The 25,378-nt window shown below is 60.4% G+C and carries 33 protein-coding genes; 18 read left to right on the top strand and 15 right to left on the bottom strand.

The annotated features are described in order from the left end of the window. Positions 1-72: 72 nt before the first annotated feature. A complete protein-coding gene (locus tag DBV08_RS10385; RefSeq protein ID WP_095971958.1) occupies positions 73-510 on the top strand; it encodes a hypothetical protein in 438 nt (145 codons plus the stop codon). A gap of 9 nt (positions 511-519) precedes the next feature. Here DBV08_RS10385 and DBV08_RS10380 read toward each other — a convergent pair whose 3' ends face one another. From DBV08_RS10380 to DBV08_RS32275, 5 genes are all read right to left on the bottom strand, one after another. Next, entirely contained in the window at positions 520-831 is a 312-nt protein-coding gene (locus DBV08_RS10380) for a WhiB family transcriptional regulator (protein WP_283376884.1), read from the bottom strand. Positions 832-1,021: 190 nt separating this feature from the next. Continuing rightward, positions 1,022-1,693 carry an ANTAR domain-containing protein gene (locus tag DBV08_RS10375; RefSeq protein ID WP_095971902.1) on the bottom strand — a complete coding sequence of 224 codons (672 nt, stop codon included), beginning with the start codon at positions 1,691-1,693 and terminating at the stop codon, positions 1,022-1,024. 48 nt (positions 1,694-1,741) lie between these two features. After that, positions 1,742-1,876 carry a hypothetical protein gene (locus DBV08_RS32830; RefSeq protein WP_020968725.1) on the bottom strand — a complete coding sequence of 45 codons (135 nt, stop codon included), beginning with the start codon at positions 1,874-1,876 and terminating at the stop codon, positions 1,742-1,744. A 73-nt stretch (positions 1,877-1,949) separates the two neighbouring features. Then, positions 1,950-2,495 (bottom strand): Dps family protein, encoded by a 546-nt coding sequence (locus DBV08_RS10365; RefSeq protein WP_095971904.1) that lies wholly within the window; start codon positions 2,493-2,495, stop codon positions 1,950-1,952. Between the two features lie 84 nt (positions 2,496-2,579). Beyond that, a complete protein-coding gene (locus tag DBV08_RS32275) occupies positions 2,580-2,738 on the bottom strand; it encodes a hypothetical protein (protein ID WP_166812223.1) in 159 nt (52 codons plus the stop codon). A 358-nt stretch (positions 2,739-3,096) separates the two neighbouring features. Here DBV08_RS32275 and DBV08_RS10360 point away from each other — a divergent pair, with 358 nt between their 5' ends. Then, a complete protein-coding gene (locus DBV08_RS10360; RefSeq protein WP_124567380.1) occupies positions 3,097-3,399 on the top strand; it encodes a MerR family transcriptional regulator in 303 nt (100 codons plus the stop codon). Positions 3,400-3,424: 25 nt separating this feature from the next. Here the strand turns inward: DBV08_RS10360 and DBV08_RS10355 are convergent, their stop codons facing one another. The 4 genes from DBV08_RS10355 to DBV08_RS10340 form a co-directional block, all read right to left on the bottom strand. Next, complete coding sequence (locus DBV08_RS10355) at positions 3,425-3,802, bottom strand: hypothetical protein (protein WP_124567379.1); 378 nt, start codon at positions 3,800-3,802, stop codon at positions 3,425-3,427. A gap of 137 nt (positions 3,803-3,939) precedes the next feature. After that, positions 3,940-5,427 carry a trehalose-6-phosphate synthase gene (locus DBV08_RS10350; RefSeq protein ID WP_095971907.1) on the bottom strand — a complete coding sequence of 496 codons (1,488 nt, stop codon included), beginning with the start codon at positions 5,425-5,427 and terminating at the stop codon, positions 3,940-3,942. Continuing rightward, positions 5,424-5,843 carry an STAS domain-containing protein gene (locus DBV08_RS10345; RefSeq protein ID WP_095971908.1) on the bottom strand — a complete coding sequence of 140 codons (420 nt, stop codon included), beginning with the start codon at positions 5,841-5,843 and terminating at the stop codon, positions 5,424-5,426. The genes DBV08_RS10350 and DBV08_RS10345 overlap by 4 nt, the downstream gene beginning before the upstream one ends. Before the next feature lie 259 nt (positions 5,844-6,102). Then, on the bottom strand, positions 6,103-6,291 hold the full coding sequence (locus DBV08_RS10340) for a PI-type proteinase (protein WP_124567378.1): 189 nt from the start codon (positions 6,289-6,291) through the stop codon (positions 6,103-6,105). 169 nt (positions 6,292-6,460) lie between these two features. Here DBV08_RS10340 and DBV08_RS10335 point away from each other — a divergent pair, with 169 nt between their 5' ends. Next, complete coding sequence (locus DBV08_RS10335; RefSeq protein ID WP_095971909.1) at positions 6,461-6,709, top strand: hypothetical protein; 249 nt, start codon at positions 6,461-6,463, stop codon at positions 6,707-6,709. 264 nt (positions 6,710-6,973) lie between these two features. Here the strand turns inward: DBV08_RS10335 and DBV08_RS10325 are convergent, their stop codons facing one another. Continuing rightward, positions 6,974-7,465: a hypothetical protein gene (locus DBV08_RS10325; protein ID WP_234036715.1), complete on the bottom strand. Its 492-nt coding sequence runs from the start codon at positions 7,463-7,465 to the stop codon at positions 6,974-6,976. After that, positions 7,462-8,040: an RNA polymerase sigma factor gene (locus DBV08_RS10320; protein WP_029537811.1), complete on the bottom strand. Its 579-nt coding sequence runs from the start codon at positions 8,038-8,040 to the stop codon at positions 7,462-7,464. Before DBV08_RS10320 ends, DBV08_RS10325 begins: the two co-directional genes overlap by 4 nt. Positions 8,041-8,225: 185 nt before the next feature. Between DBV08_RS10320 and DBV08_RS10315 the strand changes: the two genes are divergently transcribed. The 10 genes from DBV08_RS10315 (at position 8,226) to DBV08_RS10275 (ending at position 11,941) form a co-directional block, all read left to right on the top strand. Continuing rightward, a complete protein-coding gene (locus tag DBV08_RS10315) occupies positions 8,226-8,690 on the top strand; it encodes an Asp23/Gls24 family envelope stress response protein (protein ID WP_003943699.1) in 465 nt (154 codons plus the stop codon). Continuing rightward, on the top strand, positions 8,687-8,971 hold the full coding sequence (locus tag DBV08_RS10310) for a hypothetical protein (protein ID WP_095971912.1): 285 nt from the start codon (positions 8,687-8,689) through the stop codon (positions 8,969-8,971). Before DBV08_RS10315 ends, DBV08_RS10310 begins: the two co-directional genes overlap by 4 nt. Before the next feature lie 70 nt (positions 8,972-9,041). Then, a complete protein-coding gene (locus tag DBV08_RS10305) occupies positions 9,042-9,230 on the top strand; it encodes a hypothetical protein (RefSeq protein WP_235171495.1) in 189 nt (62 codons plus the stop codon). 38 nt (positions 9,231-9,268) lie between these two features. Then, complete coding sequence (locus DBV08_RS10300) at positions 9,269-9,448, top strand: hypothetical protein (RefSeq protein ID WP_003943629.1); 180 nt, start codon at positions 9,269-9,271, stop codon at positions 9,446-9,448. Next, positions 9,441-9,833 (top strand): Asp23/Gls24 family envelope stress response protein, encoded by a 393-nt coding sequence (locus DBV08_RS10295; protein ID WP_095971914.1) that lies wholly within the window; start codon positions 9,441-9,443, stop codon positions 9,831-9,833. The genes DBV08_RS10300 and DBV08_RS10295 overlap by 8 nt, the downstream gene beginning before the upstream one ends. Continuing rightward, positions 9,830-10,402 carry a DUF6286 domain-containing protein gene (locus DBV08_RS10290; protein WP_095971915.1) on the top strand — a complete coding sequence of 191 codons (573 nt, stop codon included), beginning with the start codon at positions 9,830-9,832 and terminating at the stop codon, positions 10,400-10,402. Before DBV08_RS10295 ends, DBV08_RS10290 begins: the two co-directional genes overlap by 4 nt. Continuing rightward, complete coding sequence (locus tag DBV08_RS10285) at positions 10,399-10,983, top strand: hypothetical protein (protein ID WP_095971916.1); 585 nt, start codon at positions 10,399-10,401, stop codon at positions 10,981-10,983. Before DBV08_RS10290 ends, DBV08_RS10285 begins: the two co-directional genes overlap by 4 nt. A gap of 64 nt (positions 10,984-11,047) precedes the next feature. Next, positions 11,048-11,170: a hypothetical protein gene (locus tag DBV08_RS32825; RefSeq protein WP_260395499.1), complete on the top strand. Its 123-nt coding sequence runs from the start codon at positions 11,048-11,050 to the stop codon at positions 11,168-11,170. A 221-nt stretch (positions 11,171-11,391) separates the two neighbouring features. Then, positions 11,392-11,655: a GlsB/YeaQ/YmgE family stress response membrane protein gene (locus DBV08_RS10280; RefSeq protein WP_003943661.1), complete on the top strand. Its 264-nt coding sequence runs from the start codon at positions 11,392-11,394 to the stop codon at positions 11,653-11,655. 88 nt (positions 11,656-11,743) lie between these two features. Then, a complete protein-coding gene (locus tag DBV08_RS10275) occupies positions 11,744-11,941 on the top strand; it encodes a CsbD family protein (protein WP_124567376.1) in 198 nt (65 codons plus the stop codon). A gap of 33 nt (positions 11,942-11,974) precedes the next feature. Here the strand turns inward: DBV08_RS10275 and DBV08_RS10270 are convergent, their stop codons facing one another. Continuing rightward, positions 11,975-12,697 carry a hypothetical protein gene (locus tag DBV08_RS10270; RefSeq protein ID WP_124567375.1) on the bottom strand — a complete coding sequence of 241 codons (723 nt, stop codon included), beginning with the start codon at positions 12,695-12,697 and terminating at the stop codon, positions 11,975-11,977. A gap of 305 nt (positions 12,698-13,002) precedes the next feature. Here DBV08_RS10270 and DBV08_RS10265 point away from each other — a divergent pair, with 305 nt between their 5' ends. The 4 genes from DBV08_RS10265 (at position 13,003) to DBV08_RS10250 (ending at position 19,384) form a co-directional block, all read left to right on the top strand. Next, entirely contained in the window at positions 13,003-14,964 is a 1,962-nt protein-coding gene (locus DBV08_RS10265) for a hypothetical protein (RefSeq protein WP_124567374.1), read from the top strand. After that, positions 14,961-16,694, top strand: coding sequence for a glycosyltransferase family 39 protein (locus tag DBV08_RS10260; protein WP_124567373.1), 1,734 nt, complete (start codon positions 14,961-14,963; stop codon positions 16,692-16,694). The genes DBV08_RS10265 and DBV08_RS10260 overlap by 4 nt, the downstream gene beginning before the upstream one ends. A 46-nt stretch (positions 16,695-16,740) precedes the next feature. Continuing rightward, entirely contained in the window at positions 16,741-17,889 is a 1,149-nt protein-coding gene (locus tag DBV08_RS10255; protein ID WP_095971920.1) for a cellulase family glycosylhydrolase, read from the top strand. 571 nt (positions 17,890-18,460) lie between these two features. Further along, complete coding sequence (locus DBV08_RS10250) at positions 18,461-19,384, top strand: UTP--glucose-1-phosphate uridylyltransferase (RefSeq protein ID WP_124567372.1); 924 nt, start codon at positions 18,461-18,463, stop codon at positions 19,382-19,384. Here DBV08_RS10250 and DBV08_RS10245 read toward each other — a convergent pair. From DBV08_RS10245 to DBV08_RS10235, 3 genes are all read right to left on the bottom strand, one after another. Further along, the gene (locus DBV08_RS10245) at positions 19,378-19,704 is read right to left on the bottom strand and encodes a helix-turn-helix transcriptional regulator (protein ID WP_235171503.1); all 327 of its coding nucleotides are present in this window, start codon (positions 19,702-19,704) and stop codon (positions 19,378-19,380) included. The two genes, DBV08_RS10250 and DBV08_RS10245, sit on opposite strands and share 7 nt — an antisense overlap. A gap of 261 nt (positions 19,705-19,965) precedes the next feature. Beyond that, positions 19,966-21,435 carry a glycosyltransferase gene (locus DBV08_RS10240; RefSeq protein ID WP_397487149.1) on the bottom strand — a complete coding sequence of 490 codons (1,470 nt, stop codon included), beginning with the start codon at positions 21,433-21,435 and terminating at the stop codon, positions 19,966-19,968. Beyond that, on the bottom strand, positions 21,432-22,901 hold the full coding sequence (locus DBV08_RS10235) for a hypothetical protein (RefSeq protein ID WP_185564570.1): 1,470 nt from the start codon (positions 22,899-22,901) through the stop codon (positions 21,432-21,434). Before DBV08_RS10235 ends, DBV08_RS10240 begins: the two co-directional genes overlap by 4 nt. 874 nt (positions 22,902-23,775) lie before the next feature. Between DBV08_RS10235 and DBV08_RS10230 the strand changes: the two genes are divergently transcribed. Then, positions 23,776-25,296, top strand: a complete 1,521-nt coding sequence (locus DBV08_RS10230; RefSeq protein WP_124567370.1) for a sugar transferase — start codon at positions 23,776-23,778, stop codon at positions 25,294-25,296. Positions 25,297-25,378: the final 82 nt, after the last annotated feature.

Genomic DNA, 25,378 nt, shown 5'->3' with positions numbered 1-25,378 from the left:
GACACATCACCTGTGGTGCGCTCGTACCGATTGCCATCTTTCATTTGTGACCCGTTCGGGTACGTCCGTTTCATGGGCACTCAGGCGGACAGGCAGATCCCCGTACACACACGACCGGAAGGCGTCACGGACGACGAGGTGAAGGCAGCGGGGGTGTTGTCGAACGCCCTCGAAACGGTGGAGCGGGCGCGCGGCGCTCTGTACGACTTCCATCAGCTGATCGGACATGCGGATCTCATGCTCGACGAGGTCGTCGAGTTACTGCGATCCAGCGGTAACGACGAGCTGGCCGATCAGATCGAGGGCGAGTTGATGGGCCGGAACGTGGTCGAAGGGCGCTGGACCTTCCAGCTCGTCGAAGAGTTCGACGAGAACTACTGGTCCTTCTTTCGCGAATGCGAGCAGGTGGTGCGTGACAAGCTGGCCGGTGGAGTACCGCACCTCTTCGAAGCCGAGATGAAGGAGCGACGCCGCACGCACGGTTTGCGACACCACGAGGCCAGACCTTGAGGTTGCTACCTATTCCGGTGAGCTCGCCGCGGCACTGATCAGTGGTTCAGTTCGACTTTTACGCAACGATTCTCGTTCGGTCGCCGTCATGCCGCCCCAAATGCCGTGGGGTTCCCCGGTCTGGATGGCGTGCACGAGGCATCTCTGCACGACAGGACATCTGGCGCACACCAGCTTCGCCGAACTCTCGCGCTTCGCTCGCCGGGAGCCGCGCTCGTTCGTGTCGTCGTAGAACAGGGCGGGATCGGTGTCGCGGCAGGTGCCGGACAGCTGCCAATCCCACTCGTCGGCAAGGGGCCTGGGAGATGTGTAGGAGCGCATGAACATGGACGTTCCCTTCGCTGCGTGACGAACTCGACTCGGATCGAGGATCCAGGTCGGGTGTTGAGGCAAAGCTCGGTCCCGCCGGCCTGAACCGGCGGGACCTTCGAGGCTCCTCCCTCGCGGGGAAGATTTCGGGGGTACCTCTGGTCGGTCATTACCCAGCCGTACAACTTTTGAATCCCGGTCGTCAGGAATTCTTTTGATCCACGGCACGTCTTTCTGCTGCGGCGACAAGACCACCGGCGATGTCGCGCACCTTGACGTTCCATTCCTGCGACATCTGAACCAGAAAGTCGAAGGCGTGGTCGGCAGAGCACTCGCGCTCTGCCATCAGTAATCCCTTGGCCTGCTCGATCACTGGCCGAGAGTCCAAAGCTCTTCTCAGTTCGTCGTTCTCCGCGCGAAGGCGGGCAAGTACGTCTGACGCCGAACTGGACTGCTGAGCCCGCGGTCGTAGAACCTCGTACACACGATGAAGCACTCCGATAACCCTGCCGTCATCATCGGTGACAGAGGAATTGACCGTATTCCAATAGCGCGTGACAAACAGCCCGCTGCCTCGCTCGTCGCGCACATCGTAACGCTGAGTCGGCAGTGCGTCCCGAGTTCTGGAGTGCATCGTGCGCTCGAATGACGCTGTCAACGAGAAGATTCCGTCGGCAAACGAGTCGTCGGGATTGTCGGGGAAGGCTTCGAACACTTCCACTCCGTGTAACTGATCGAGGCTGCGGCCGGATACGGCAAGGTACTCGTCGTTTGCGCCCTGGATGCGAAAATCGCTGTCCACGAGCAGAAGAGAAGAAGTGCTTGCCGCAAAGCGATCGCTACGAACGATCGAGCGGAGAGTGCTCGAACTCATGATTGTGTCGTTTCTGTCCTGTCTTCGACGGCTGCGGCCCCTGATATTTCAGAAGTAGTTGATCGCGAGAACTCCAAGAGCGGTGCCTGCCACGATCGATCCGAACAACAAACGCTGCTGCAACACGAACATCTGATACTCGCGACGTGTCTGTGCCGACGTGCCGCGCGAGTCCGCAGACATGCTCTTGCCCTTTCCTGTTGTGGGGGGTGCGATTTCGGCCGACCCCCGATCGGCCGAAATCGCGGACGGTGCATCAGCTCTGGCGTGCCTCATTTGCGGCATCCTGCTCGGTGGACGCGCCTTCGTGTACGAGGCTGCCACCCGAGTTCTCGAGGTGAGCACGAACGAACCACTGGAACTTTTCCAACTGTGCCGTCTGGCCGATCAACATGTCTTCGGTGATCGGATCGATTTTGCCGACGCTGTCAATTGCTGTGCGACTGTCGGTGATGACCCCGGTGTAGACGAGGTCGAGCGCAGCGAGGTGCGCGCGAGCGTCGTCTCGGCCGACGGAGTAGTCGTCCCACGTGCGGTCCCGCTCGATCGCTCCCGCGGTGCCCTTGGGCGAGTTACCCAGTGCCGCGATACGTTCGGCCACATCGTCGGCGTAGCCGCGGACCAACTCCACCTGGGGGTCGATCATCTCGTGGACGCCGATGAAGTTGGGGCCCACGACGTTCCAGTGAACGTGCTTGAGCGTGAGGTGAAGATCGTTGTAGGCGCTGAGGCGTTCCTGCAGAATATCGGCGACGGACGAACCGTCTGCGCTGCTCAGTCCCGGTACGGTGAACTCGGACATATGTTTTCCTCTCGTCGTGATGGGGATCGCCCGCAAACGGGGCGATCTCGCGCCATCGTCAATCGGATCGCGTGTCGGACAGGTTCAGTGCGCGAGTGCTACCGGCTCCTCTGTCACCGGGTCGCCGTACATCATCGCGATTCGGCGCTTGACCTCTTCGGTTGTCAAAGTCGCGCTTGCGACAGTGAATCCGATGCCGGTGTTGCTCTCGCCCTGTGTGGGCGGGATGTCGATCGTCGTCATCTTGCTCCCGGTGAAGAGTGTGCCGTGAGGGAGTCGGCTGAACCACCGACTCCGACGTCTGGGTGTTCTGCACCATCGAGCTCCGGTTATGGCGCTTTCAGGTGCTACAAAATCTATATCAGCCGATGTAGATAATTGGCAAGGCTGCTTCGGCTCGGTGGCGAAGGGGAGCTAGCTCTGCGATCTCGTTGAAATGGGACTTGAGCTGCATTTACATGCATTTCTGGCACTCCAATTTTTGCCGTCAGTGGCCCTGGACACGCTTGAATCTATGTTCCCCGCGTCAGATTCACTGCGTGATGATGCTAAGGTCGGATAACGCCGATTGAGACAGCCGACACCGAACTAGGAGGTTCCAGTGACGTCGGAATCCCAGACCCGGGCGCTGCGCGGCGTATACGGGATCTCAGTGATGTCAGAGCTGTCCGGGGTAGGACCTCAGACGCTGCGCCTTTACGAGCGAAGGGGTCTACTCACCCCTACCCGCACGGACGGTGGTACGCGTCGGTACAGCGAGGCCGACCTGGATACGCTCGGACGCATCACCGCGCTGATCGACGATGGGGTCAATCTTGTCGGAATTCGTCTGATTCTGTCCCTGGAGGCAGAGAATGCAGTCTTAGCGGCTCGAATCAGCCAGTTGACCGCCGAGAACGACTAGTGACGCCCGCGGGAGACGATGCTGTTCAGGATGGAGTTTCGGTGCGGGTAGGGTCGCCGAAGTCCGCGTCGGCGGAGATCTTGTTGCCCGCCGCTTCGATCTGGTCGAACGCGGCGTCCAGAGCATCGACCAACCATTGGTGCGACGCCTCCGCGAGAAGGCGATCCGCAGTGTCGGTGTTCTCGGATTGGAAGAACCGCACCAGCCACGATTCCCCGTTGTCGGGTCGATCGGAGAGTCCGGCCGCGGTGTTTGTCGCCAGCAGATAACGGTTGTACTCGAGATCGACACGAATGGCGTACTCGCCGAACAGATTCACCACGTTGGCCGGCCGATGAGTAGCGGCAGCGAGCGCGATGAGTGCGTCGTTGTAGGTCTCGGAGTACTTCATCGTGAGGGGCATGGTCGGCCTGTCTTTCTGGGCCGATGCAGCATTGCACGGCTATGTCGAGGAGATCAGTTCGCAGCCGCTGCTTGACGATGAACTGAAACCAATCCTAGCTCGAGTCTCCGAGCGCCCTTGACGCAAGCCCGCGAGGGTCAGTTGTTGCGCGCAAAGTCCGACTCACGCTCCGTGACGAACTGATCGTCCGGAAGCGGTCCGGGTGGGGCAAGCGCGGTCAGGAACGACTCGGCCCACTGATGCACATCGTGCGTCATGACCTGCCGATGTAGCGCAGCCATCCGGCGACGGCCCTCTTTCGGATCCTGATGAACCGCGGTCAGAATCGTATTCTTCACGCCGTCCAAATCGTGCGGGTTGACCAGATACGACTGTCGTAATTCCATTGCAGCGCCGGTGAACTCGCTGAGAACGAGAGCGCCTCCCAGGTCGCTTCGGCAGGCTACGTACTCCTTGGCCACCAGATTCATCCCGTCGCGCATCGGCGTCACGAGCATGACGTCGGCAGCGACGAACAACGCGATCAGTTCTTCACGGTCGACCGGTTGATACAGGTAGTGAACTACGGGGCGGCCGATCTGACTGTGGTCGCCGTTGATGCGGCCCACCTGTTCCTCGATGACACTGCGAAGGTCGATATAGTGTTGCACGCGTTCACGACTGGGCGTCGCGAGCTGCACCATCGTGTACTTCTCCGGATCCAAACGGCCCTCGTCGAGGAGTTCCTTGAGGGCTTGCAACCGTAGATCGATGCCCTTGGTGTAGTCCAGGCGGTCGACTCCCAGCAGGATTTTCTCGGGATTTCCGAGCTCTTCCTTCAATTCGCGTGCGCGGCGCAGGACCGATTCGCTCTTCGACTGCCGCTCGAGCTCGGCCGAATCGACGGAGATCGGAAAGGCTCCCACCTTGACGACGCGAGAATCGAAATCCACATGCCCGAGCGCACTTCGAACACCGACGCCTGCGGTCGTTGTCTTGAGGCCGAGTAGTTTGCGGGCCAAGAACAGGAAATTGTTTGCGCCACCAGGTAAGTGGAAGCCGATCAGATCGGCGCCCAGCATGCCCTTGACGATCTCCTTGCGCCACGGAAGCTGCATGAAGAGCTCGACAGGAGGAAACGGAATGTGAAGAAAGAACCCGATCGTCAGGTCCGGGCGCAGCTCGCGCAACATTGCCGGCACGAGTTGCAATTGATAGTCCTGCACCCAGACGGTGGCTCCGTCCGCGGCGCAACGGGCGGTTTCCTCGGCGAACCGCTGGTTGACCGCGACGTACGTGTGCCACCACGACCGTTCGAACGTCGGAGCCACCAGAACGTCGTGGTAGAGCGGCCACAACGTGTCGTTGGAGAATCCCTCGTAGTACTCGGCGAGGTCCTGAGAGGTGAGCTCGACGGGAAACAGGCGAAGGCCGTCAACCACTATCGGATCGACCTTCTCGTCCGCGACCCCCGGCCAGCCGACCCAAGCGCCATCTCGCTGTCGCAGGATGGGTTCGAGCGCAGTGACGAGTCCACCCGGACTTCGCTTCCAGTTCTTGCCTCCGTCTTCGTCGGTTTCGAGATCGACGGGCAGTCGGTTTGCGACGACGACGAATTCGGAGAGCTTTTCGAGATCGGTACTCACGCCGACATCGGCTCCGCCAGGGTCTCGTCCAGGACGGGCGTCGAGGACAGGTACGTGACCGCCTCGGCTGTCGAATCGGTGAACACGATGTCGGCGTCCATTTTCAGAAGAGAGAGCGGGCGCCTGACGGGGTGCGCTGCGACGAGCGTCCAAGGTACGCCGAGCCTTCGTGCCTTGGCCGACAGAGTCTCGATGATGGAAAGACCTCCGACGGAGATGAACTGGACGTCCGAGCAGTCGAGTACGAACGGGTGACGCTCACCGATCAGGTCGTCGACGCAAGCAGCGAAATCAGCTCGGGACCGGACGTCGATCTCACCGCTGACCACGAGCGACTGAATGTTTTCCGCACACGTCGTGGTGAATGTGGGGGGACTGTCCGTACGCTCATCTGTAGTTCTCGAAAACTCGTTCATCGAAACTCCTGACGGATTGCTCGAAACGGTTCGTTCGAACGGTCTGGTTCGAAACGGTTTCGTTCGAAACCGGGAAACGGCACGGGAAGCAACGCACGAACCGTGCTCGTCTTCAACGGCTGGGTACTCAACCGTGCTGAGTGCCTACCTTACCGCATCGCGAAAACCCAGGTGAAAAGCGTTAGATCCGTACGGATTTCAAGGACCCGTGAGCGTCGACCCACGGGACCTTGGTCCCGATGACTAAGTCCCTGCGGGATCAGTCGGTGTCGGTCGCCGGGCCGGTGGTCGTAGCTCCACCCTCGTCGGCCCAGGTTCGCTCGCCCGACGGATCGGTCTGAACGTCTTTGTGCGCTGCATCGGAGCCGGTTCCGGGACCATGATCGGTGTCGGTGGTCTGCGGCTCGTCCGTCTGATCCGCGTGGTCGGTGGAATTCTGTTCAGTCATGGTGTGTGCGTTTCCTTCGGGAAGTCGTTGTTCATGTACTTGTCGTTTCCTGCTCACCCGCGAGGGGTACTCAGTAGGTGGTAGTGCGTCACGTCGAGTCAGTACGCCACGTCGAGCCCGTACCAGCAAAGTCAGCTGTCACCGAAGCAGGAGATTTCACGTGAACCATATGACCGTGACGACCGAACACCTGCGTGCACTGCTCGGCAGCGGCCCCCATTCGGAATTGGTAGCGGTCGGTGGCGAGATCGAGATCTACGTCCCCGACGAAGAAGGGTTCGGCCTCGAGGGTATCTCGCTTGTCACTCGTGAGCAGTTGGCCGAACGCCTACCGTCCTCGCACGACAACCCCGACGAAGGTGAACTGCGTATCGCCGCGGAATCGTTGAGCGAGATGATCGCCGAACTCGGTGGCTGACTACTGAGGCCACTGACTACTGGGGCCACCTGACTACTGAGGCCCCGTGGCTTCAGATTCTCGCTGACTTCAGATCTGGGGGATGGGATCCGGGGGATACGGATTCGGTGGTGTCGGAGTCGGCGGCACAGGTGGTGGATTCAGCGGATCGGGTGGTGTCGGGGCGGGTGGTGTCGGCGGCCCCGGATCGGGGACCGGGCCCGGATCCGGTGGTGGGGGAGTGGTCATGAGTGCCGGGTTCCCAAACACTTGCCGAACAAACACCTAGTGTTCGGAGTGGCTTTTGGTGTTCTCCTCGGCAGGTAGATCATCCACGATGTCGACTACGGCGATGTGGACGCTCTCTGCAGAGACCGGTGGGTCCATGTCGCCGAGGATCAAGTGAACGACGTCGACGACGGTGAACCGTACCCGGTCCGACAGTTCGGCCAGATCCACTCCGTACGGCGCTGTCAGTTCGATACGTAGTGAACGTATTTCGTGGCCGTCGACGAAGAACTCGATACTGCTCGGCGAGCAGTGGTGTCGAGAACGGATCTCGGCGGCCAAATGGGTGCGGAGTACGTGATCGCTCACCGACACCGTGCCGAGACGTGGACCCTCGGACGCATGTGCATCGAGCGGCCAACTGGACGCCGAGGTCGACCGCAGTGCCCGGATCACCTTGTCGCTGATTCGATCCCATCCTGGCTCGGGAGCGTTCCGCAGGACGTCGGATGCGTGCGCCATCAATGCGTCGGTTCGTGATTCAGTCATCGCCACCTCGTCATTCGTTCACTCAGGTTAGCCCGTGCGCGATGGTGATGCCCACGCACCGAATCCGGAGTGAGTCTCAGAATCTTGCCGATTTGAACGAACGTGAGCATCTCCACCTCTCGTAGTGTCCAGGCTGCACGCTGGCGATAAGGCAATTCACCCAAGGCTTCTTCCAGAGCTTCCAGGAACGCGGAGTTCGAGGTCGCGTCGAACGGACCGGCCTCGGGAGACGGCACGAGAGGATCGAGCAGCTTGTCGTCGATCGGTTGAGCCCGCTTGATTCGATAGCTGTCCACGATCTTTCGGGAACAGATAGCGAAAAGCCATGTTCGCATCGACGATTCGCCACGAAATGAATCGAGGCGGCGCCACGCGGCAACGAAGGTGTCCTGGACTACCTCGAGAATGTCGCCTTCGTCCGCGAGCATTCGACGCGCATATCGGTGGAGCGCGGGGCCGTAGTAGTGCACGAGTGACTCGAATGCTTCTCGGTCGCCGAGTATCGCGGCGTCCACCGTTGCGGGGTCCAAGCCGTCAGGTGCTTCGGCGAGCCCCTGTGTGTGCGGTAACGCCACAGTCGCTCCTCTCGCAGAAATGCGGATACTCGGCTGCGTTCGAAGATTGTTCGCGCGGCCGGGGCGTTGAATGTTACGGACAGTAACTAACAAGTGTCAGTGATGCACGTCACCCGGCTGAGGCATTCGGTTTTGCGTTCGAGTCGCGACTACACAGGTAGATCGATCAACAGGAGGAGATGACAATGGTCAGCACGCAGGTTGCGACAGCATCTACGAAGGATGTTGCATCATCGAACGACTCGGCTCTCGTGAGCTCGCAAGGAAAGACGTCGATCGCCGACACCGTTGTCTCGAAGATTGCCGGCATCGCTACGCGAGAGGTGAGCGGCGTGTACGACGTCGGCGGCGGAGCGTCCCGAGTCGTCGGGGCACTGCGTGAGCGGATCCCCGGCGCGAGTGTCAACCACTCCCAGGGAGTATCGGTCGAGGTCGGCGAAAAGCAGGCAGCGGTCGACATCGACATCGTGGCCGAGTACGGCGTATCGCTCGCCGATCTGGCCACCGGCATTCGTCGCAACGTCATCGCGGCGCTCGAACGGATGACCGGTCTCGAGGTGACCGAGGTGAACATCACGGTTCACGACGTCCACCTTGACGAGGGCAGTGACGACGAAACCGGCGAGCCCAAGACTGCACGGGTGCAGTGAGTTCCGAAATCGCTGACACCATCGCGGCGGCTGTGACGCGGGTGCCTGGGGTCGCCTCGCTTCATGCCGGAATGTTCGGCGAGGTTGGCACGTACCTCCCCGGTCGTCGCGTCGTCGGCGTGCGGGTGACGGAGTCGTCGACGGACATCCATGTGTGCATCTTCGTCGACGCCGCCGTTCGCGATACGGCTTTACGTATCCGCCAAGCCGTTTCGGGACTCGTTGCAGGCCCAGTGAACGTGACCGTGGAAGACGTAGTCGGTCGTGCGCACGATGCCTGAGCACTCTCGAGGTTCAGTTCCTGATCGCCGATCCGCACGCCGAGAGGCGATCAGGAACTACCACCCCGACGTGGGCGGATCTGCGGACGCGCTCAATCGAGCGCTCGCACGAGTCGACCGGGACTTCGCATCCCCGATCGGTGTGGTTGTGCGCACGACGCTGCGCGGCACGATGCGACAGATATCCAAACCCGTTCGGGCCCAGTACACGCGGGTGCGCGCTCGGTTTCCGGGTGCCAAGACCTATACCGAAATCTGACCCGCACCATCGAACAACATCCACAACGGAGGATTCACATGACCACCTCGACTGTCGGCCTACTGGCAGGACTACTCCTCGGAGTCGCGGCTGCTGCAGGCGGTTTCACCGGATTCCTCATCGCGTTGGTTCTCGGCGTGATCGGATACCTCGTCGGTGGTCAGCGTGACGGCGAGTTCGATCTCGGTGTGATGTTGAAGGGCCGCGGGCGTGGCTGAGACAGTTGGACCGGAGTTGTCTGCGCTAGGTGAGCCGGGCGATCGCGGAACGCTGACGATTCGAGACAGAGTCGCGCAGAAGTTGGTTCTCGAGGCGACGCGCGGAACCCCGGGGGTGCGTCATCACGCCGGCGGCATGGACAAACTGACCGGGCGCGAATTGCCGAGGGCGCGAGTGCTGGTATCCGGCAAGCGGGTACGGGCCAAGGTCGACATCGCGATCGAGTGGCCCGGATCCTTGTCGGTGATCGGTACCGCGGTGCGAGAGAACGTGACAACGCAGTTGCAGTCCGTATCGGGCCTGGACGTGGACGGCGTGGACGTCGCGATCGTGAGCGTTCTCCCCGCATCGACCAAGAGTGACGAGGGAAGGAAAGTGCGATGACTGCGGAAAAGGTCGCACCACCATCCACGGCCTCGAGGGCTGCTGCTCCTGTTCCCCTTGCGACGCCCGGATCGGCCGTTACTGGATTTCTCATCGCGGCGGCGCTACTTGCACTCGGCGTGGTCGGCGTCCGCGACGCACTGGTGGACACCGGCGTGATCACCGGCTCGCAGTGGATACCAAGGGCTGCCACATATGTGGACGGGCTCACGTACCAGGGTTGGATGTTGCCGGCCGGGATCGCAGCCGTCGTTCTCGGACTGTGGTTCGTGATCGTCGGACTCAAACCGCGACGAAAGACTGCCAATGCCTTGGTCGGAGTCACGAATACATGGATCGATCCCGCCGATGTAGCGGCGATAGCATCGGTTCGCGTCGAGTCACTGGCGCAGGTTCGATCTGCTTCGTCGCACGCGACTCGGCGCAAGCTCGAAGTGAAGGCCTCGGTCACACCCGATGGAGCCGCAACCGCTGAATCGGAAATCCGTGCGGTGCTGGGGGACTTGACCGGGTCACTGTCACCATCGCCGCGAATCAAGGTTCGTATTCAGACGGGATCGATGTCATGACTCGGACGGCGACGGCGATTGATCGCGTGGCGACATGCGTAGTGGGGATGCTCGCGGTAGTGCTGGGAGTCGCAGCGATCCTGTGGAATCTCGACGTGATCAAGGATCTCCCTGCGCGTATCGAGATCCCGTGGGCTGAAGATCTTGTCGATCACTCGTGGTGGCCGTGGGCTGTCGGAGGCGTGGGAGTACTACTTGTCCTCCTCGCATTGCGGTGGTTGATCTCGCATGTGCCGCTGCGGCGGGTGAAGGAGATCACGGTCCCAGGGTCGAACTCGCACAATTCCATCACCGCGGATCTGGGTGCAGTGGCGGAAGGAGCGAGCGCATCACTGGAGGACTTCGACGAAGTATCGCGTGTCCGAGGAAAAGCGTTGGTCGATCGCGGAGTTCGCATTGTCGAGCTACGGGTGATACTGAGACGTAGCGTCGTATCCGGATCGGAAACTCTGTCCGAGTTGATTTCTCGTGTCACCGGTACGGGGGATCAAGTCGCTGTGGTGGTCGGTGATCCCTCCGTGGCGACCAGAACCCACATCGCCGTGGAAAGTGCGAAACGCGATGAGCCGAGAACTCTCTGATCGATCGAGGTTTGAGCCTCCGGACGACCGGGTATTGGTAGACCTCCCGATCGTCCACAGAGTCATGGATGTTGCTGTGGCACTGTGTGTCACGGTGCTCCTCTCGACCGTTACCTCGGTGACGATCGCGATCTTCGTGACGCTGATCATGTGTGCGTCGGTGAGTGTCGTTTCTCGTATGTGGTGAATCGCCAGTCATTTTGGTTCTGTCGTTAACACCTGATAGAAATGTAAGCAGACAATGTGGCTGCTACTGAGTGCACGATCCCCCGCGCGTGCGGCGGAGACTCCGGTTGTGTGCAAACACAACCCGCGATCACGGTCTAGTTGCGCGGGCCGATCGCTCGGAACTCTCCCTTCACCGGCAGTCTCTCATTGCGCCGTCCCTCTTTACTTTAAGGAGTTCAAATGCTTCCTCTCGGTATCATCGCCTGGATCATCATCGGTGGACTGGCGGGTTGGATCGGCAGTAAGATCATGAAAACCGATGCGCAGCAGGGGATCTTCCTCAACATCGTTGTCGGTGTCATCGGCGGCCTGATCGGTGGTTTCCTGCTTCGAGTCTTCGGCGTAGATGTCGAGGGCGCCGGCTGGATCTTCAGCTTCCTCACTTGCCTCCTAGGCGCTGTCATCTTGCTGTTCCTGGTCAAGGCAGTCACCGGAAAACGCTGACACATTTTTCCACGCTGTTCGAGTTCGACTGAATCCACGACCGAATCCCACGGCCGTATGCACGACCGAATCAAAGAAGGAGAAATACATGTCTGACTCCATCGACAAGGCAAAGCACCGCGCTGAGGATCTCATCGGCGAGGCGAAGGAAAAATTCGGAAATGCCACGGGCAACGATGATCTGGCTGCCGAAGGTGTTGCCGATCAGGGCGAGGCGAAGGTCAAGAAGGCCGGAGACACCGTCAGTGACAAGGTCTCGGATATCAAGGACAAGTTCACAAGCTGAGTGAGCTTCGGCGCGGTTGATCGGCAAGTCCGGTCAACCGCGCTTTTGTGTGTCTCCTCGGCCGTTGCGGCTACCGCGATACGCGAACTTGCGCGTTTCTGCGAGCCACTCCGGAAGCATGCGCATGTGGGCCGGCCTGTTCAGAACCGGATCGAAGGACGGCTGGAGGCAATCCGGGTGGTCCTCGACCTCGTCGAGACAGAGATGCCCGATCGGTATCAACTGAAGTTGAATTCTCGCGAGGTACACGGAGAAGTGCAGAGGGGAATGATCGACCGCCGTTTTCAATGCCGACAAAGAAGTGCCGGCCGGGTGGACGCCGCGCGGTGTCACGATCAGCCACGCCGCCGCACCGCCTGCGCGTGAGTAAGGAACCAGTGTGCTGTATCGCGCGCCGTTCCACGAGAAAGCCGGAGCTGGAAACATTTTCGAGAAGGTAGAAAGTCCTGATGTTGCGAGAAGAATGTCCCACGGATTTTCATCGGCGCCGACCTCGTGCAACCGAAGCGCCAGGCCGAGTATGTCGGGTAGGTCTCCCGGTGTTCCGAGGGCTTTCGACATTCGAGCGGTGACGGAAATCGTCGAGGACTCCGATACCGGCCACCAAGGGGTGGCCGGCTTCAACGTTCCCTTCAGTTCGATCCCGTGAGGGTGAAAAACCCTGGCCATACGTAGCGATGATGCGAAGTGGAAAGGCGCGCCGACCAGCTTTCCGATCGCGCTCTTGCCGGTGGGGATGATCGAATTGATCGTCACAGCATCCTTATCTGAGAATTATCCGCCCGCGAAGTGTTCGGACTGGACGGACGTTCAGGCGTATTGACGGGGTTTCGGACGGTTTCTTTCGGCTTCCCAGCGGCAGCGATTGCTAATCATGTGACGCGCCGTAACAAAAGTCTCGCCGGTCGGGATAATTAGCCAAACGCACAAATCGGTCGTTATGGTTCGTTTGTCCGTAATGGTGCGATCGGACCTGCGACCGTCACGAACTGGCGAGATTGCTACTCGTGATTTGTGTTTGGTGATTGCGCGGAAACAAGAAATGTCGAGGAGACACGCTGATGGGCCACTCTCGAACCTGGCTGACGCGCGCGCTGGCAATGCCGGTGGCTGTCGCGGTGACTTTGTTACTTCCGCTCGGCAGTGTTGCCTCGGCCCAGGATTTCGAGGACGACACGGATACGTCGGTGGCCGCCGCAGCCACAACTCCGATCTCCTTCACCGAACTCGGCCGAGGAACGGACATCGTGTTCTCCTCCGATGACGCACCCGTGTTGGTGACCGTGCCGGTACCGGACGGACTCACCGCAACAGCCGTGACCGGAATCCTGACTGCCCCGACCGACTTCAGTAGAGGTTGGCTCGAAGTGACTGCCGACGGGAGATTGGTGAGCCGTGTCGACTTCGACGCCGGGCAAGCCGGAACCGGACTGCCGATTTCGGTTCCCCTGCAAGGTCTCGAAGTGGTCGACCGCAGCGTGACCGTGTCGATGATCGCTCATCTCGTTCCCGTCGACGACCGCTGTTACGACCGAACGAGATACCAGCCCCTTGCACTCCGGGACGCCTTTGTCACCTACGACGGTGCCGAGCAGCAGCCTATGACTGTTGCAACCTTCTTTCCGCCGATTTTGAGGAAGGCGACCATCTACGTCACGGATGGTTCAGCAAGGTCACAGCAGAGTGCGGCTTTGCAACTGAGTGCGGCGATTGTCAACAAGTACGGAAGTCAGCCTGACGCCGTGGTGGTGGAGCAGCTGCCGAACGGCCAGAGCTTACCGTCCGCCGAGCCGGGACTGTTCGAGCGGGCTGTAGTGATCGGCAACAGTGGGGACGCCGGCATCGATCTCGCGGCGACTCCGAATGGATCACCCGTGCTGCGGATTTCGGGGGACGACAAGACACTCGTTCCTCAAGTCAGTCTCTTGGCGGCGAACTTCGACGGCTACTGGGCGGCGAGCAGAGCGCTGGCGTCTCCGGACAACACAGTTGCCCAGATTTCCCAGGACGCCATCACCGTCGGTGAGCTGAAGCTCGGAACGTTGACGGCCTCCGGTCTCAATCACATCGAGGTCGACGTCCCGTTCAGTCAGTCGCAACTTGGCCGTCCGATGAAGGACGTGTCGATCCGGATGATCGGTTCCTATGTGCCGCTGCCGAATTCGCGCAACGGAGAACTGTCGATCTCGCTGGGGGATACACGGCTCGCCTCGCAGACGGTGAACGAGACTGGGCGCTTCGACATCGGCGTCGATGTTCCGAACGAACTCCTGCGTCGCGACTTGACGTTCGAGGTGTCGATGGATGTCACCGGCGACTTCCAGTGCGGCACCAGTAGCCCGTCTTCGCTCACTGTCGATCCGGCCAGCACCATCACGTCCACTACCGGATTCCCGCCGATACCTGGAGGATTCGAGGCATTACCGCAGTCGATGCTGCCCACACTCGATGTCGGTTTGAGTCACGGTGATTTCGCAGATCTCATTCGAGCGCAGCGCCTCGTCGTCACGATGCAGCGGTTGAGCTATCTTCCGTTGCAACCGCGTGTGCTCCCGTTCGGTGACGCGGCGACCAGCTCTCTGCCGGCGTTGTTGATCGCGGCGGACGGGACGCTGCCCACTCCGGTGGCTCTACCCATGGACACCGCAGATCAAGGGCTCCTGCGCTTGCAGGGTCTGGAATTCGGTGGACAGTACGGTGCCTTGCAGGTGGTTTCGGGTTCGCACAACGAAGTGGTGGCGCTGACCTCTGCGAGTGATGCGGCCGATGCCGACGGCCTGCTCAACTGGTTGGAAGGTGGGAAGGACCGGTTCGCAGAACTGACCGGTGATCTCCTGGTCGCACCGCGCGGAGGAGAGCCGTTCGACGTCGGAGTCAACGTCGCCCCGTTGGGCACTGCGACCTCGGCCGAAGAGGAGACCGGACTGAGCGCGGTCACAATCGGCTGGATCGGATTCGGGACCGTGGTTCTGATCGCTGTCGCCGTCGGTGGTGTGCTCGTGGCTCGGCGTCGCGGACAGTGACCGTCATCGATCGCCCGGCCCTGTCCGTCGCGGTCCACGATCTACCGGGCCGGAAGCCCTGGCGGATGTTCGTCGTCCTCTTCGCGATTTACACCGCGTTGGGCGTGTGGATGAACGCGGGTATCGGGTTCATCTTCACCGATTCGCTCAGTCGCGTCGCCGCGGTATCGGCGATGTTGCTCAGCCGTGATCCGCACTTCGCGGCGATCGGATTCGTGTTCACCCCGTTGACGGCGGCAGTCCAGATTCCGATGGGCCTGATGGGTCATTGGTGGCCGGATCTGCTGCGGTGGAACATCACTGCGGTCGTGATGTCCGCGGCCTTCATGGCTGGTGCTGTGATTCAGATCCGCGGGATCAGTCGTGACCGTGGGTGTACGCGATGGGTCACCGTCATCTTGACCGTGCTGTTCGCTGCCAATCCGATGATCGTCATGTACGCGGCGAGCGGAATGAGCGAAGCTCCGTTCCTCTTCTTCGTTCTGTGGGCGACACGTCGACTGATTCGGTGGATGCGAAGCGACGACGTCCACGACCTCATCGGTGCCGGCCTCGCGTTCGCTCTGGCGTACCTGACCCGCTACGACGCATTGGCACCGCTGTTTGTCGCAGTGGTGCTGGTGACCGTGGTGAGTTGGCTTCGTTTCCGCCCGACCGCGGAGGAGCGGGGCGAGGGCGCGGGACCTGGCTTGCGGCTCTGGGCAGCAGCGCTCGACGGTGCCGTCGTGATGATGCCGGGATTCCTTGCCTTCGCGTTGTGGTCGTTTGCCAGTTGGCTCATCACCGGTCAAGCGTTCCAACAGTTCTCGTCGGTGTACGGGAACAGTTCCATCCTGGAGCAGGCTGGTGCCGGAACCGACTCACCGATTGCCCGCCTCGGGTTCTCGATTACCGAAATGGCCGTCCTCGGGCCGGCGCTCCCGGTGTTCGCGGTCCTGGCCGTCATCTACGCACTTCGGCGGCGGGACACCGAAGTGATCGTGCCTCTTGTGTTGTTCGGCGCCATCCTCGGCGCCCAAACCTTGCTGTACGTGATGGGATCGACGTTTCCCCTTCTGCGCTTCTACATTTCGATCATTCCGCTGTGTTTCGTGTTGGTCGTCTTGATCGCTCCTCGCGGAGCGCCGGTCGTCACGCGTCGACCGGGGGCTGCTGCGTCGCGCTCGGTGTCGACGTACCCCGAGCAGGCGGGACCGTCGCTACCTCTTGTGATCTCCCTGTGCTTGCTGGTCGGCTCGACGCTGGTCACGTTTGTCGCGATGGGTAATGCGCGGATCGCAGTGCTCGAGCATTCCATTGCCAGCGCGATCATTCCGGGCCGGCAGAACCTCGAGGAGCAGACGAATCTGCGCACGTTTGCGGCCGAGCGTCGCATTGCCAGGTACCTGGACGACTTGGCTCTGCCGGAGGGATCGGTTCTGCTCGACACCGTGCAGAGCTATGCCGTCGTGGCGTCGTCGAACAACCCTCGGCAATTCGTCGTGCCCTCCGATGCGGACTTCGTGCGCGTACTGAACAACCCGGCCGAACATCACGTCGAATACATCCTGTCGGTTCCGAATACCGGTCGCGGTGTGTCGGACGCGGTCAATCGGCGCTATCCGACGATGTACGACACCGGTGCCGGCGGTGTGGGAGCGCTCGTGCTCGAGGTGCCCAACGACGGCGGGATGGACCCTTCGGCCTGGCGTTTGTATCGCGTCACCGGTGAACGTCAAACGGGTCGATGAGGCAATTCGTGTGGGAGGATTGTCCGTATGACGTGGATGGTTGTAGATGTCTTCTGAAGAAGCGCGTCCGCGTGTGCGACGCACAGTGCGTCGCCGTATCGCTGCCGCTGTAGTCGGCTTCGCAACCGTCGCGGTGGTGACAGGAATGTTCACGACGCCGGTGGTTGCCGATTCGCCCAAGCCGGTTCGGGTCGGAGCGTCGTCGAGCGGACTGACGCTCGACGGACAGCCGTGGTGGCCTACCGGGCTGAATGCCTATCAACTGGCCACCGATTGGTCGGTGAACTTCGGCTGTGGCGCGATGGTCGACCTCGACGCGTACTTCGGTTCACTGCCGCCGAACTCCGTCACGCGTTTCAACGCCTTCCAGGCGCTCGCGGTGAACAAGGTGTCCGGAGAGATGGATTTCGGACCGATGGATGCCGTGTTCGACGCTGCCGCGCGACACAACCAGTTCACGATTCCGGTGCTCTCACCCCAGGACAGCGGGTGCGATGACGGGCTGTTCAAATCCAGGGACTGGTACACCGACGACTGGAAGGTCGCGAACCTGATCCCAGGTCGAGCCACCATGAGCTTCCAGGACTGGATGCACACCGCCGTCGACCGCTGGAAGAACGAGCCTTCCGTCGCGGCGTGGGAATTGGTGGGGGAGCCGGAACCGAGCCTGTGCACCGATGCCGCCTGCAACTGGTGGACAAGAACGTGCCCGTCTGATTCCGCGCAGATGTTGCGGGACTTCTTCGACACGGCAGGCGCCGAACTTCGAGCGATCGATCCGAACACTCTGATCACGGCCGGATACGTCGGGGGCGGTCAGTGCGGCACTGCGGGTGACGACTACCAATACGTGAGCGAGTCCGACTTCGTCGACGTTCTGCAGTATCACGACTACGGAGCCGACGGGGTGCCGCTTCCGGGCGACCAGTGGAACGGACTGGCACGACGTATCGAACAGGCGACGAACGTCGGGAAGCCGTTGTTGGTCGCCGAGACAGGCGAATTGGCGGGTAGTTGTGAATCACTGGCGACCAGAGCCACGAATATCGAGACGAAGCTGACGGGGCAGAAGGCGGCCGGCACGGCCGGAGCTCTCCTGTGGGCATTCGTACCGGATCCACGGCCGAACGAATGCACGATGGACATCGGGCCTGACGATCCACTCTTCGACGTGATCGCTTCACTGGCAAGTTAGGACACTGCGAGTAGTCCACTGGGAGTTCCGCCCAGTGGGAGTATGGTCACGATTTGATAACAACCTGAACCTGGCATTGTTACTCGATACCCGTATTTCGTTCGTATTCAATGGTATTCAGAGGCATTCACCTGCGGATAACCGAACTTGAAGGCCGGTGCAGTCGCACGGGACCATTTACGCGGCGCCTCCAGGACCTACGTCCGGGTCGACTGGGGACGGTCCGGTCGGGGTGCTGAGCTCGTAAGTTGTGTCGTACCTGTCTCTTTGGCAAGTAGCTACGTCCCGCCGTGGTCAACGTCGAAAAAGGGCCACAACCGTTCGCCGCGGTAACGGGTAGTGAGCGGAGCGCGGTGTGCACCTCGTAGAAGTGACAACGAGGGGTGGTGTGCAGCTCTCGCGCGCAACGAATTCCGAGTTCGGGTCAACTTGCGACGGCATCGGTCGCCCGGTAGACCTTGTGCGCAGGCTGTACATGCGGTGTGAGCTTCGGTCGTCGAAATGAGGGGACGACCGCTGCATGCGCGTAACGGTAAGTGTGTGAAACATCGCGTGAGCGGAGAGGTGAACGATGACAGGGTGCGCTGAACGGTCTTTCAAGACTGCTGTGGTGCCGGCCGCCGGGATGGGGACTCGCTTCCTCCCGGCCACCAAGACGGTTCCGAAAGAGTTGCTCCCCGTGGTCGATACACCCGGGATCGAGCTGGTCGCAAGCGAAGCGGCCCAGGCAGGCGCGGAACGTCTGGTGATCGTGACTGCGCCGGGCAAGGCATCGGTCGTCGGGCATTTCGTCGAGGACCTGGTGCTCGAGGGCAAGCTCGCCGCCAGCGGAAAGCATCATCTGCTCGAGCGCGTGCGGCGTGCTCCAGGCCTCATCTCCGTTCAACCGGTCGTACAGGAATCCCCGTTGGGCTTGGGACACGCTGTTGGACTGGTCGAATCGGTGCTGGACGCAGACGAGGACTCGTTCGCGGTACTGCTGCCCGACGACCTGGTACACCCCTGCGGTGTTCTCGACACGATGGCGAAGGTGCGTGCCGAGCACGGTGGCTCAGTGCTGTGCGCGTTCGACGTCGCACCGGATCTTGTTGGCGCATACGGAGTGTTCGACGTCCGAGCGCCGGAAGAAGGCGATGACCCCGACGTGCTCGCAGTCGTCGGCATGGTCGAGAAGCCGGACCCTGCGGATGCCCCGTCGACACTCGCAGCGGCCGGACGCTATCTCCTCGATCGCGCGGTTTTCGACGCGCTCAGAAGAATTTCACCCGGACAAGGTGGCGAGCTGCAACTGACGGATGCGATTGCGCTGTTGATAGCGGAGGGACATCCGGTTCACGTCGTCGTGCATCACGGAACCCGCCATGATCTGGGTAACCCGGGTGGCTTTCTGCGGGCTTCTCTCGACCATGCGCTCAGCCGCACCGAGTACGGACCGGAATTACGAGTCTGGCTCAAGGAAAGGTTGGATCAACCGGATCCGCAGTTGACTTACTGATCTTCGGGGCTGTGTGACGCGGAGCGTCTCGCCAGTTCGTCGACGAGTTCTCGGGTGCTGAGGGCGGACAGCGAAATCGGTTTGTCGTCCAGCCCTGATTCGTCGGGTGTCATGTATCCCGCGGCGACGAGAATTTCCTGTACGTGGACGTCGAAGACGCGGCACGCAGTTCTGATCGTGTCCTGCGTGGGAGGGCGTTTCGCGGACAGCCACCGACCGAGCTCCGATGGTCGTATTCCCAGCGCACGCGCAGCATCGGCCACGTCTGTTTCTTGGCGAAGTTCCAGTTGATGCTTCACCCATTCCGAAAAACCGCTCATACCGGTCATAGTGCCTGAGTGCTGCGCGGTAAGCCAGCGCCGCCCCGGCGCATAAGCCACTGAACGTCGATTCTGTGATCGTTCGGCAACCTTTCACTGCCATTCTCGCGTATCGGTAGTTAAGTTCTGTGACTGAAATGAGTGTTTACCGCAACCGTCTAGCTGTGTGTTTTCCGTGGAAATCCGGATTCGGGTGAAATTGCGGGTGAGATTGATCAGTAGACATAACTCACACCTGTGTAAAACGCGAGGCTCACGCTCTCAGGTGTTCAGACCGTGAAAAGTTTTCTCCCAGTACGACGGGTTGCGAATCAATTGATAGGTTCCCTTGATTGCCGCGATGCTCATGAGTACCCAGTACAGCGGAGCAGTCAGACAGGCAACGAGGAGCATCGCGTTTCGCGTTTCGCGGCACGCCACGAGGTTCATGTAGAGAACGGCGGCATTTCCGAATGCCAGAGAGATCAGCGCGGGGAAATAGACGTAGTTGGGGAAGATCTGGTGGATGACTTCAGGTTGTCCGAGAATCCAGTCCAGGCTGATGAGCCAGAACACCATGTTCAAAGTGGCGACCACGGGTGTGCCGGCCATGAGAATTGTGAATCTGAGAAAGCCGATCGGGCCCAAACCACGCCACAATTTCACCGGCTGACGCATGTGAACGAGCCACGTCTGCAAATATCCCTTGTACCAACGCGATCGCTGCCTTATCCAGTTGATCGTGTCGCTGTTGGCTTCTTCGAGTGTGGTGGAATTCAAGACCGCGGTGCGATATCCGCTCTCGGCTATCCGCACCCCGAGGTCTGCGTCCTCGGTGACGTTGAAAGGATCCCATGCACCGATCTCGTCGAGAACGCTGCGTCGTAGATGATTAGAGGTTCCGCCGAGAGGGATCGGTGAATTGCTCCGCATCAATCCAGGAAGGATGAAGCTGAACCACAGCGCGTAATCGGCGGTGAACCATGCGGTCAACAGGTTCTGAGTTCCGTTGTGGAATGCAAGTTTGGCCTGAACGCAAGCAGTGTTCTCGGGAAGCTTCGCGAAAGTTGCGACTACTCGACGTAATTGGAGTGGGTCGGGGGAATCTTCGGCGTCGTAGATCGTGACGATCTCGCCCGTCGAGAAATGCAGCCCGTAGTTGCATGCTTTCGGTTTGGTTCGTGGATCGGCCGCGGGCACCTTCAGAATGCTGACGACCTCGTCCACACCGGCGGCAAGCGCCGCTTCGATCGTGATGGCATCATCCTCCTCGAGTAGGAGCAGGACTTGCATCTTGTCTGCCGGATAATCGATCGCTCGCATGGCTGCGATGAGGTCGCCGACGACCTCCGGCTCGTTGTATGCGGGGACCAGAATGGTGTAGGTGGGAAGGTCGTCGTATGAAAGAGCAAGTGCCTCTTCGTCACTGATCGTCATGATCGAGGACGCATCAAGACCCCTCGTGAACAAGATCAAGCGGTCGACCATCGCCCAGATATATCCGATGGTGCAGATCAATGTCAGAGCGATGAGAGTTGGCGCGAGGAAGAAGACGAGGCTGACGGCAACCAACGCGAAGCCCACCAATAACACGTTTCGTTGCCACGGGTAGAAGGCAACCGAAGCAGATGAGATCGGATGGCGCTCGCGTAGTCCGTTCACTGCATCGTGCAGGGCAGCCTCGCGGTACTCCGGTGTATCCGGGTCGCCGTTGACCACGACACTGTTCTGCCGGCTTCGGTTTTCGTTCACCACGTCTGAGCCTCCACGAGTAGTCGAGCGAGCGCTTCGAGCATGTCCAGATCCTTGTACTCGGATTCGGTGTCTTCGGTCGAGGTTTCACCACGAAGCAGGACGGCGAGCGTATTGCTACCGTTGGACGCCATCGACGGCTTCGGTTCGGGGAAGTAGGCATCGGGTTCGTGATTGTCGACGCTGATCAGGCTGACTCGCTGCGCGGCTCCGTCGCCCCGCGTCCAGACGAAATTGAGATTGCTCCATGTGAGAAGGAGAGCGTCGTCGACGATCGTGTACATCTCGGCGACGATCCCGCGTGGTAACTCCACCGTGACCGTCGGGCTGACTCTCGCATTCTCCAGGTCGTATGTGGTCTTGCTGGGATACACGGCGAGCGTGGATGGCCGACGGACCTGGACGACGTCAATCTGTACCGTGCGAGGCCGCATCTGTGAGTCCCAGGCAGGATTCGGGGTGTCGGCCCGAATGGTCTGGCGGCTCAGTTCGGAGGTGCTGCCGAAGTAGCGACGGGGCCAGTCGTATTCGGATGCTGCAATCTGATGCCAGCCCAGTGGAACGACAAGTCGAGGATCGGCAGTAGCCGGGGGCGGACCGACGTTAACGGTCAGGCTTGTCGGTGGCAGCGGTGTGAAGAACATCAGCACGGCGGCGGCAAATACCGCGAGGATGGTCCAGTTGCTCGTGGCGGTCGAGGGCTTTCGGAGTGGTCGGTCGAACGGCTTGAGCGACTTTCCCCGGCGTTCGTACAGATAGAAGGCGGCACCGACGACAATTGCGGTACCGAGCGCCGGAAACAACTGCACGACGAAAAGCGGAGCAGTGGGGTACTTCTGAATCGTGATGTAGAGGACCACCACGCCGAGTACCGTTGCGGCGACGAACGCGATCGCCCCTCGCCTCCACGTTCTGCTGACGGCGATCGTGGTCGCGGCAGACGCGACCAGCACCATGAGGACGCTGTAGTCGAAACGGGTCCCGCCCATTTCGGTCGCGATGGCTCGGTAATGCAGGGGCGCCAGGATGATCGGGACCACCCAGATCGCCCAGTACCGATTGACCGGACGGAGCCCGAACATCAGAACCGCTGCGCTCCAAACGAATATCCAGGCTGCGATCACGTCGATATGCATCAATTCGTACGTCTCGGCAAAGCGAGGTAGCAGGAGTGCCTGGAGTCCCAACGCGACGAAGAGACCGATGCAACCGACTATCTTGTCTGTCTCGCGATCGTGAATAGGAAGTTCCGGACCGCGCCTCAAGTCTGTTCCGACGGCCGCAACAAGGCACAACAGCGGTAGGGCGAAGACATAGCCGATGGCCGTGCCGCTGGCCGTGCTCTGCCATAGCTTGGTCCAGGTAGGCCAGAAGGCAAAGATCGTGGCGAGCACTATCATCAACCATCGCACGGCGAGTCGAGGAACGATCCCGGACTCGGAGCGGATCTCACGAATCTTCAACATTTTCAGTTCCATTCGCTTGTACCCGATATGTCTACGTGCGATTCGAGGCTGCGCACTCGCTGGAGACCGCCGATCACCGCCCTCGGTTCGGCGCCACGTGCTGACATTACTTGATCAAGACATAACGCCCACGACGCGTCGAGGACCCGCCCCCGAGCGGTTCGGCCCTCGCGCTTTCATGTTTTACATCTCACATAGTGGGAAGCATGAAATCTTTTTTTCGACGCTTCGCGAAGGGCTTGGTCATCCGTGTGGCAATGCGAGATTTTCGATCTGCCGAATTACTGGACGTCGAAGGCTAATTCACCTTCGGATTGCAGAAAGTTCAATCAGGTCGAGCCGATTCGACCTTCGGGGACATAGGTCCCCGGAATGCAGGGACGGTTCTCGATTGTGTTGTTTCGGGTCCAGTTACCCAAGCGAAAGAACTGTGGTCTGCACTGACTAGGAATGTCCGCTTTGTGAGCTATTGCGATCGTTGGGACCTAAGGCCTGAGTGATTTCTGGAATCGGACGGATAGCTGAGTTATAGCTACCAGTTGGTAACTGGAGCGAGAATGATGGACTGACATCGCGGCCACCGAATATGAACAATCGTCCAGGAGCCTTCGGGTGTCTGAGTCGAGACGAGATTGCTGCTTAGAGTCTTGACCTGCAACATTATTCGAATTGAACTCGGGCCTTCGAGATGTTCTCATAGTATCCACACGGCACGTGCAACGCCCCCGGATTATCAAGTTGCAATGTTGCCGACACCTAAGCGGAACATTTGCTCTACTCCATATTTTTGGTGTGTCTGCGGCTTTTGGATGCAAACCGGAAATTCCGAAGAACGGTCGGGGCCTGGCGGCTCGCAAACGGGAAGGTTGGTCAGATGTCGGCATTGGACATGCCCATGGCGCCGTCGCTCGGGTATCAGCGTCCGCGCATCGTGCCGGACTCCCGTGCGGAGTTTTCCTCGCGTGCTGCGTGGCAGCAGCGTTACATACGCGCTCTGACAGTGACGGATTCGCTGATTGTCATCGGGGCGGTGTCGGCTGCTCAGTGGCTTCGATTCGGCGCCGCGCCGACTGCCGTCGACGCCCGTGAGCTCGGGCAGTTCAGCTACACCGGATTGTCCGTCGGTGTCGTGGTCGCATGGCTGGCGACGTTGCAGATATTCCGGACGAGATCCGCGAGTGTGATCGGGAGCGGTCCGGAAGAGTATCGGCGAATCCTCGTGTCCGCGATGAGATTGTTCGGGGTCATCGCGATCGTGAGCCTTCTGCTTCGACTCGACATCGCCCGGCTGTACCTCGCTTTCGCATTTCCCGTCGGGCTTCTCGCACTACTTGTCAGCCGCTGGCTGTGGCGTGGGGTGATCGTACGACGTCGTACGCGCGGAGAGTGCCTCACATCTGTACTGGTGGTGGGCAGCAAGGACGCCGGCGCTGAACTGGCACGAAACTTCGAGCGAGGTAGTGCTGACGGTTTCCGCGTGGTCGGAGTGTGTGTGCCAGGTTTCCTTCGGCGCGCAGACGAATCCATTGCGGTCGACGGACGTGACATACCGCTTCTCGGCGGTGAGACGTCGGTTGTCGAAGCATTGGAACTGGTCGGCGCAGACACCGTTGCCGTGACGGCAACCGAGCATCTCGGCTCGGACGGTATCCGCGCGCTTGCCTGGGATCTGGAATCGCGGGACGTGGACCTGGTCGTTGCGCCCAGCATCGTCGATGTGTCGGGCCCACGATTGTCGATGCGCCCGGTAGCAGGTCAGCCTCTGATTCGCGTCGAGCGACCGAAATATCATGGTGCGCAACGCTTTGCGAAATCATCGTTCGATGTGATCTTTGCGTCGCTGATCTTGGTCGCGATCGCACCTGTTCTTCTGGTGGCGGCGATGGCGGTCAAGATCTCGAGTCCGGGACCGGTGTTGTACCGAGCAGAGCGAATGGGACTGGACGGCAAACCGTTCCCGATGCTCAAGTTCCGTTCGATGGTCCAGAATGCGGACTCGCAGGTGTCGTCGTTGATGGCCCAGAACGACGGCGCCGGTGTGCTCTTCAAGATGCGCGACGACCCGCGCGTTACACCGGTCGGGCGCTTCCTGCGCAGATACTCGATCGATGAACTGCCTCAGTTCGTGAACGTTCTTCGTCGCGAGATGAGCGTTGTAGGCCCCAGGCCGCCGCTGCGTCGCGAGGTCGAGGCATACGACGGAACAGTCAGTCGCAGACTTCTCGTCAAGCCAGGCATCACAGGGTTGTGGCAGGTCAGCGGACGATCGGATCTTTCCTGGGAAGAGACTGTACGACTTGATCTTTCGTACGTCGACAACTGGTCGCTCATGGGGGATGTCTTGATCGTCGGCAAAACACTGAAAGCGGTATTGGCCAGTGACGGCGCATATTGAGATGTGAATGCCCGCAGCAGGTGAGCAGTCGATCGAATCTAGTGGAAAGACGCAGCTCGCCTTGGTCTTTCGTATGTCGACG

It is taken from the genome of Rhodococcus sp. KBW08 (assembly GCF_003852455.1).
Taxonomy (GTDB): domain Bacteria; phylum Actinomycetota; class Actinomycetes; order Mycobacteriales; family Mycobacteriaceae; genus Rhodococcus_F; species Rhodococcus_F baikonurensis.
This window is presented reverse-complemented; position numbering and strand designations above follow the sequence as displayed.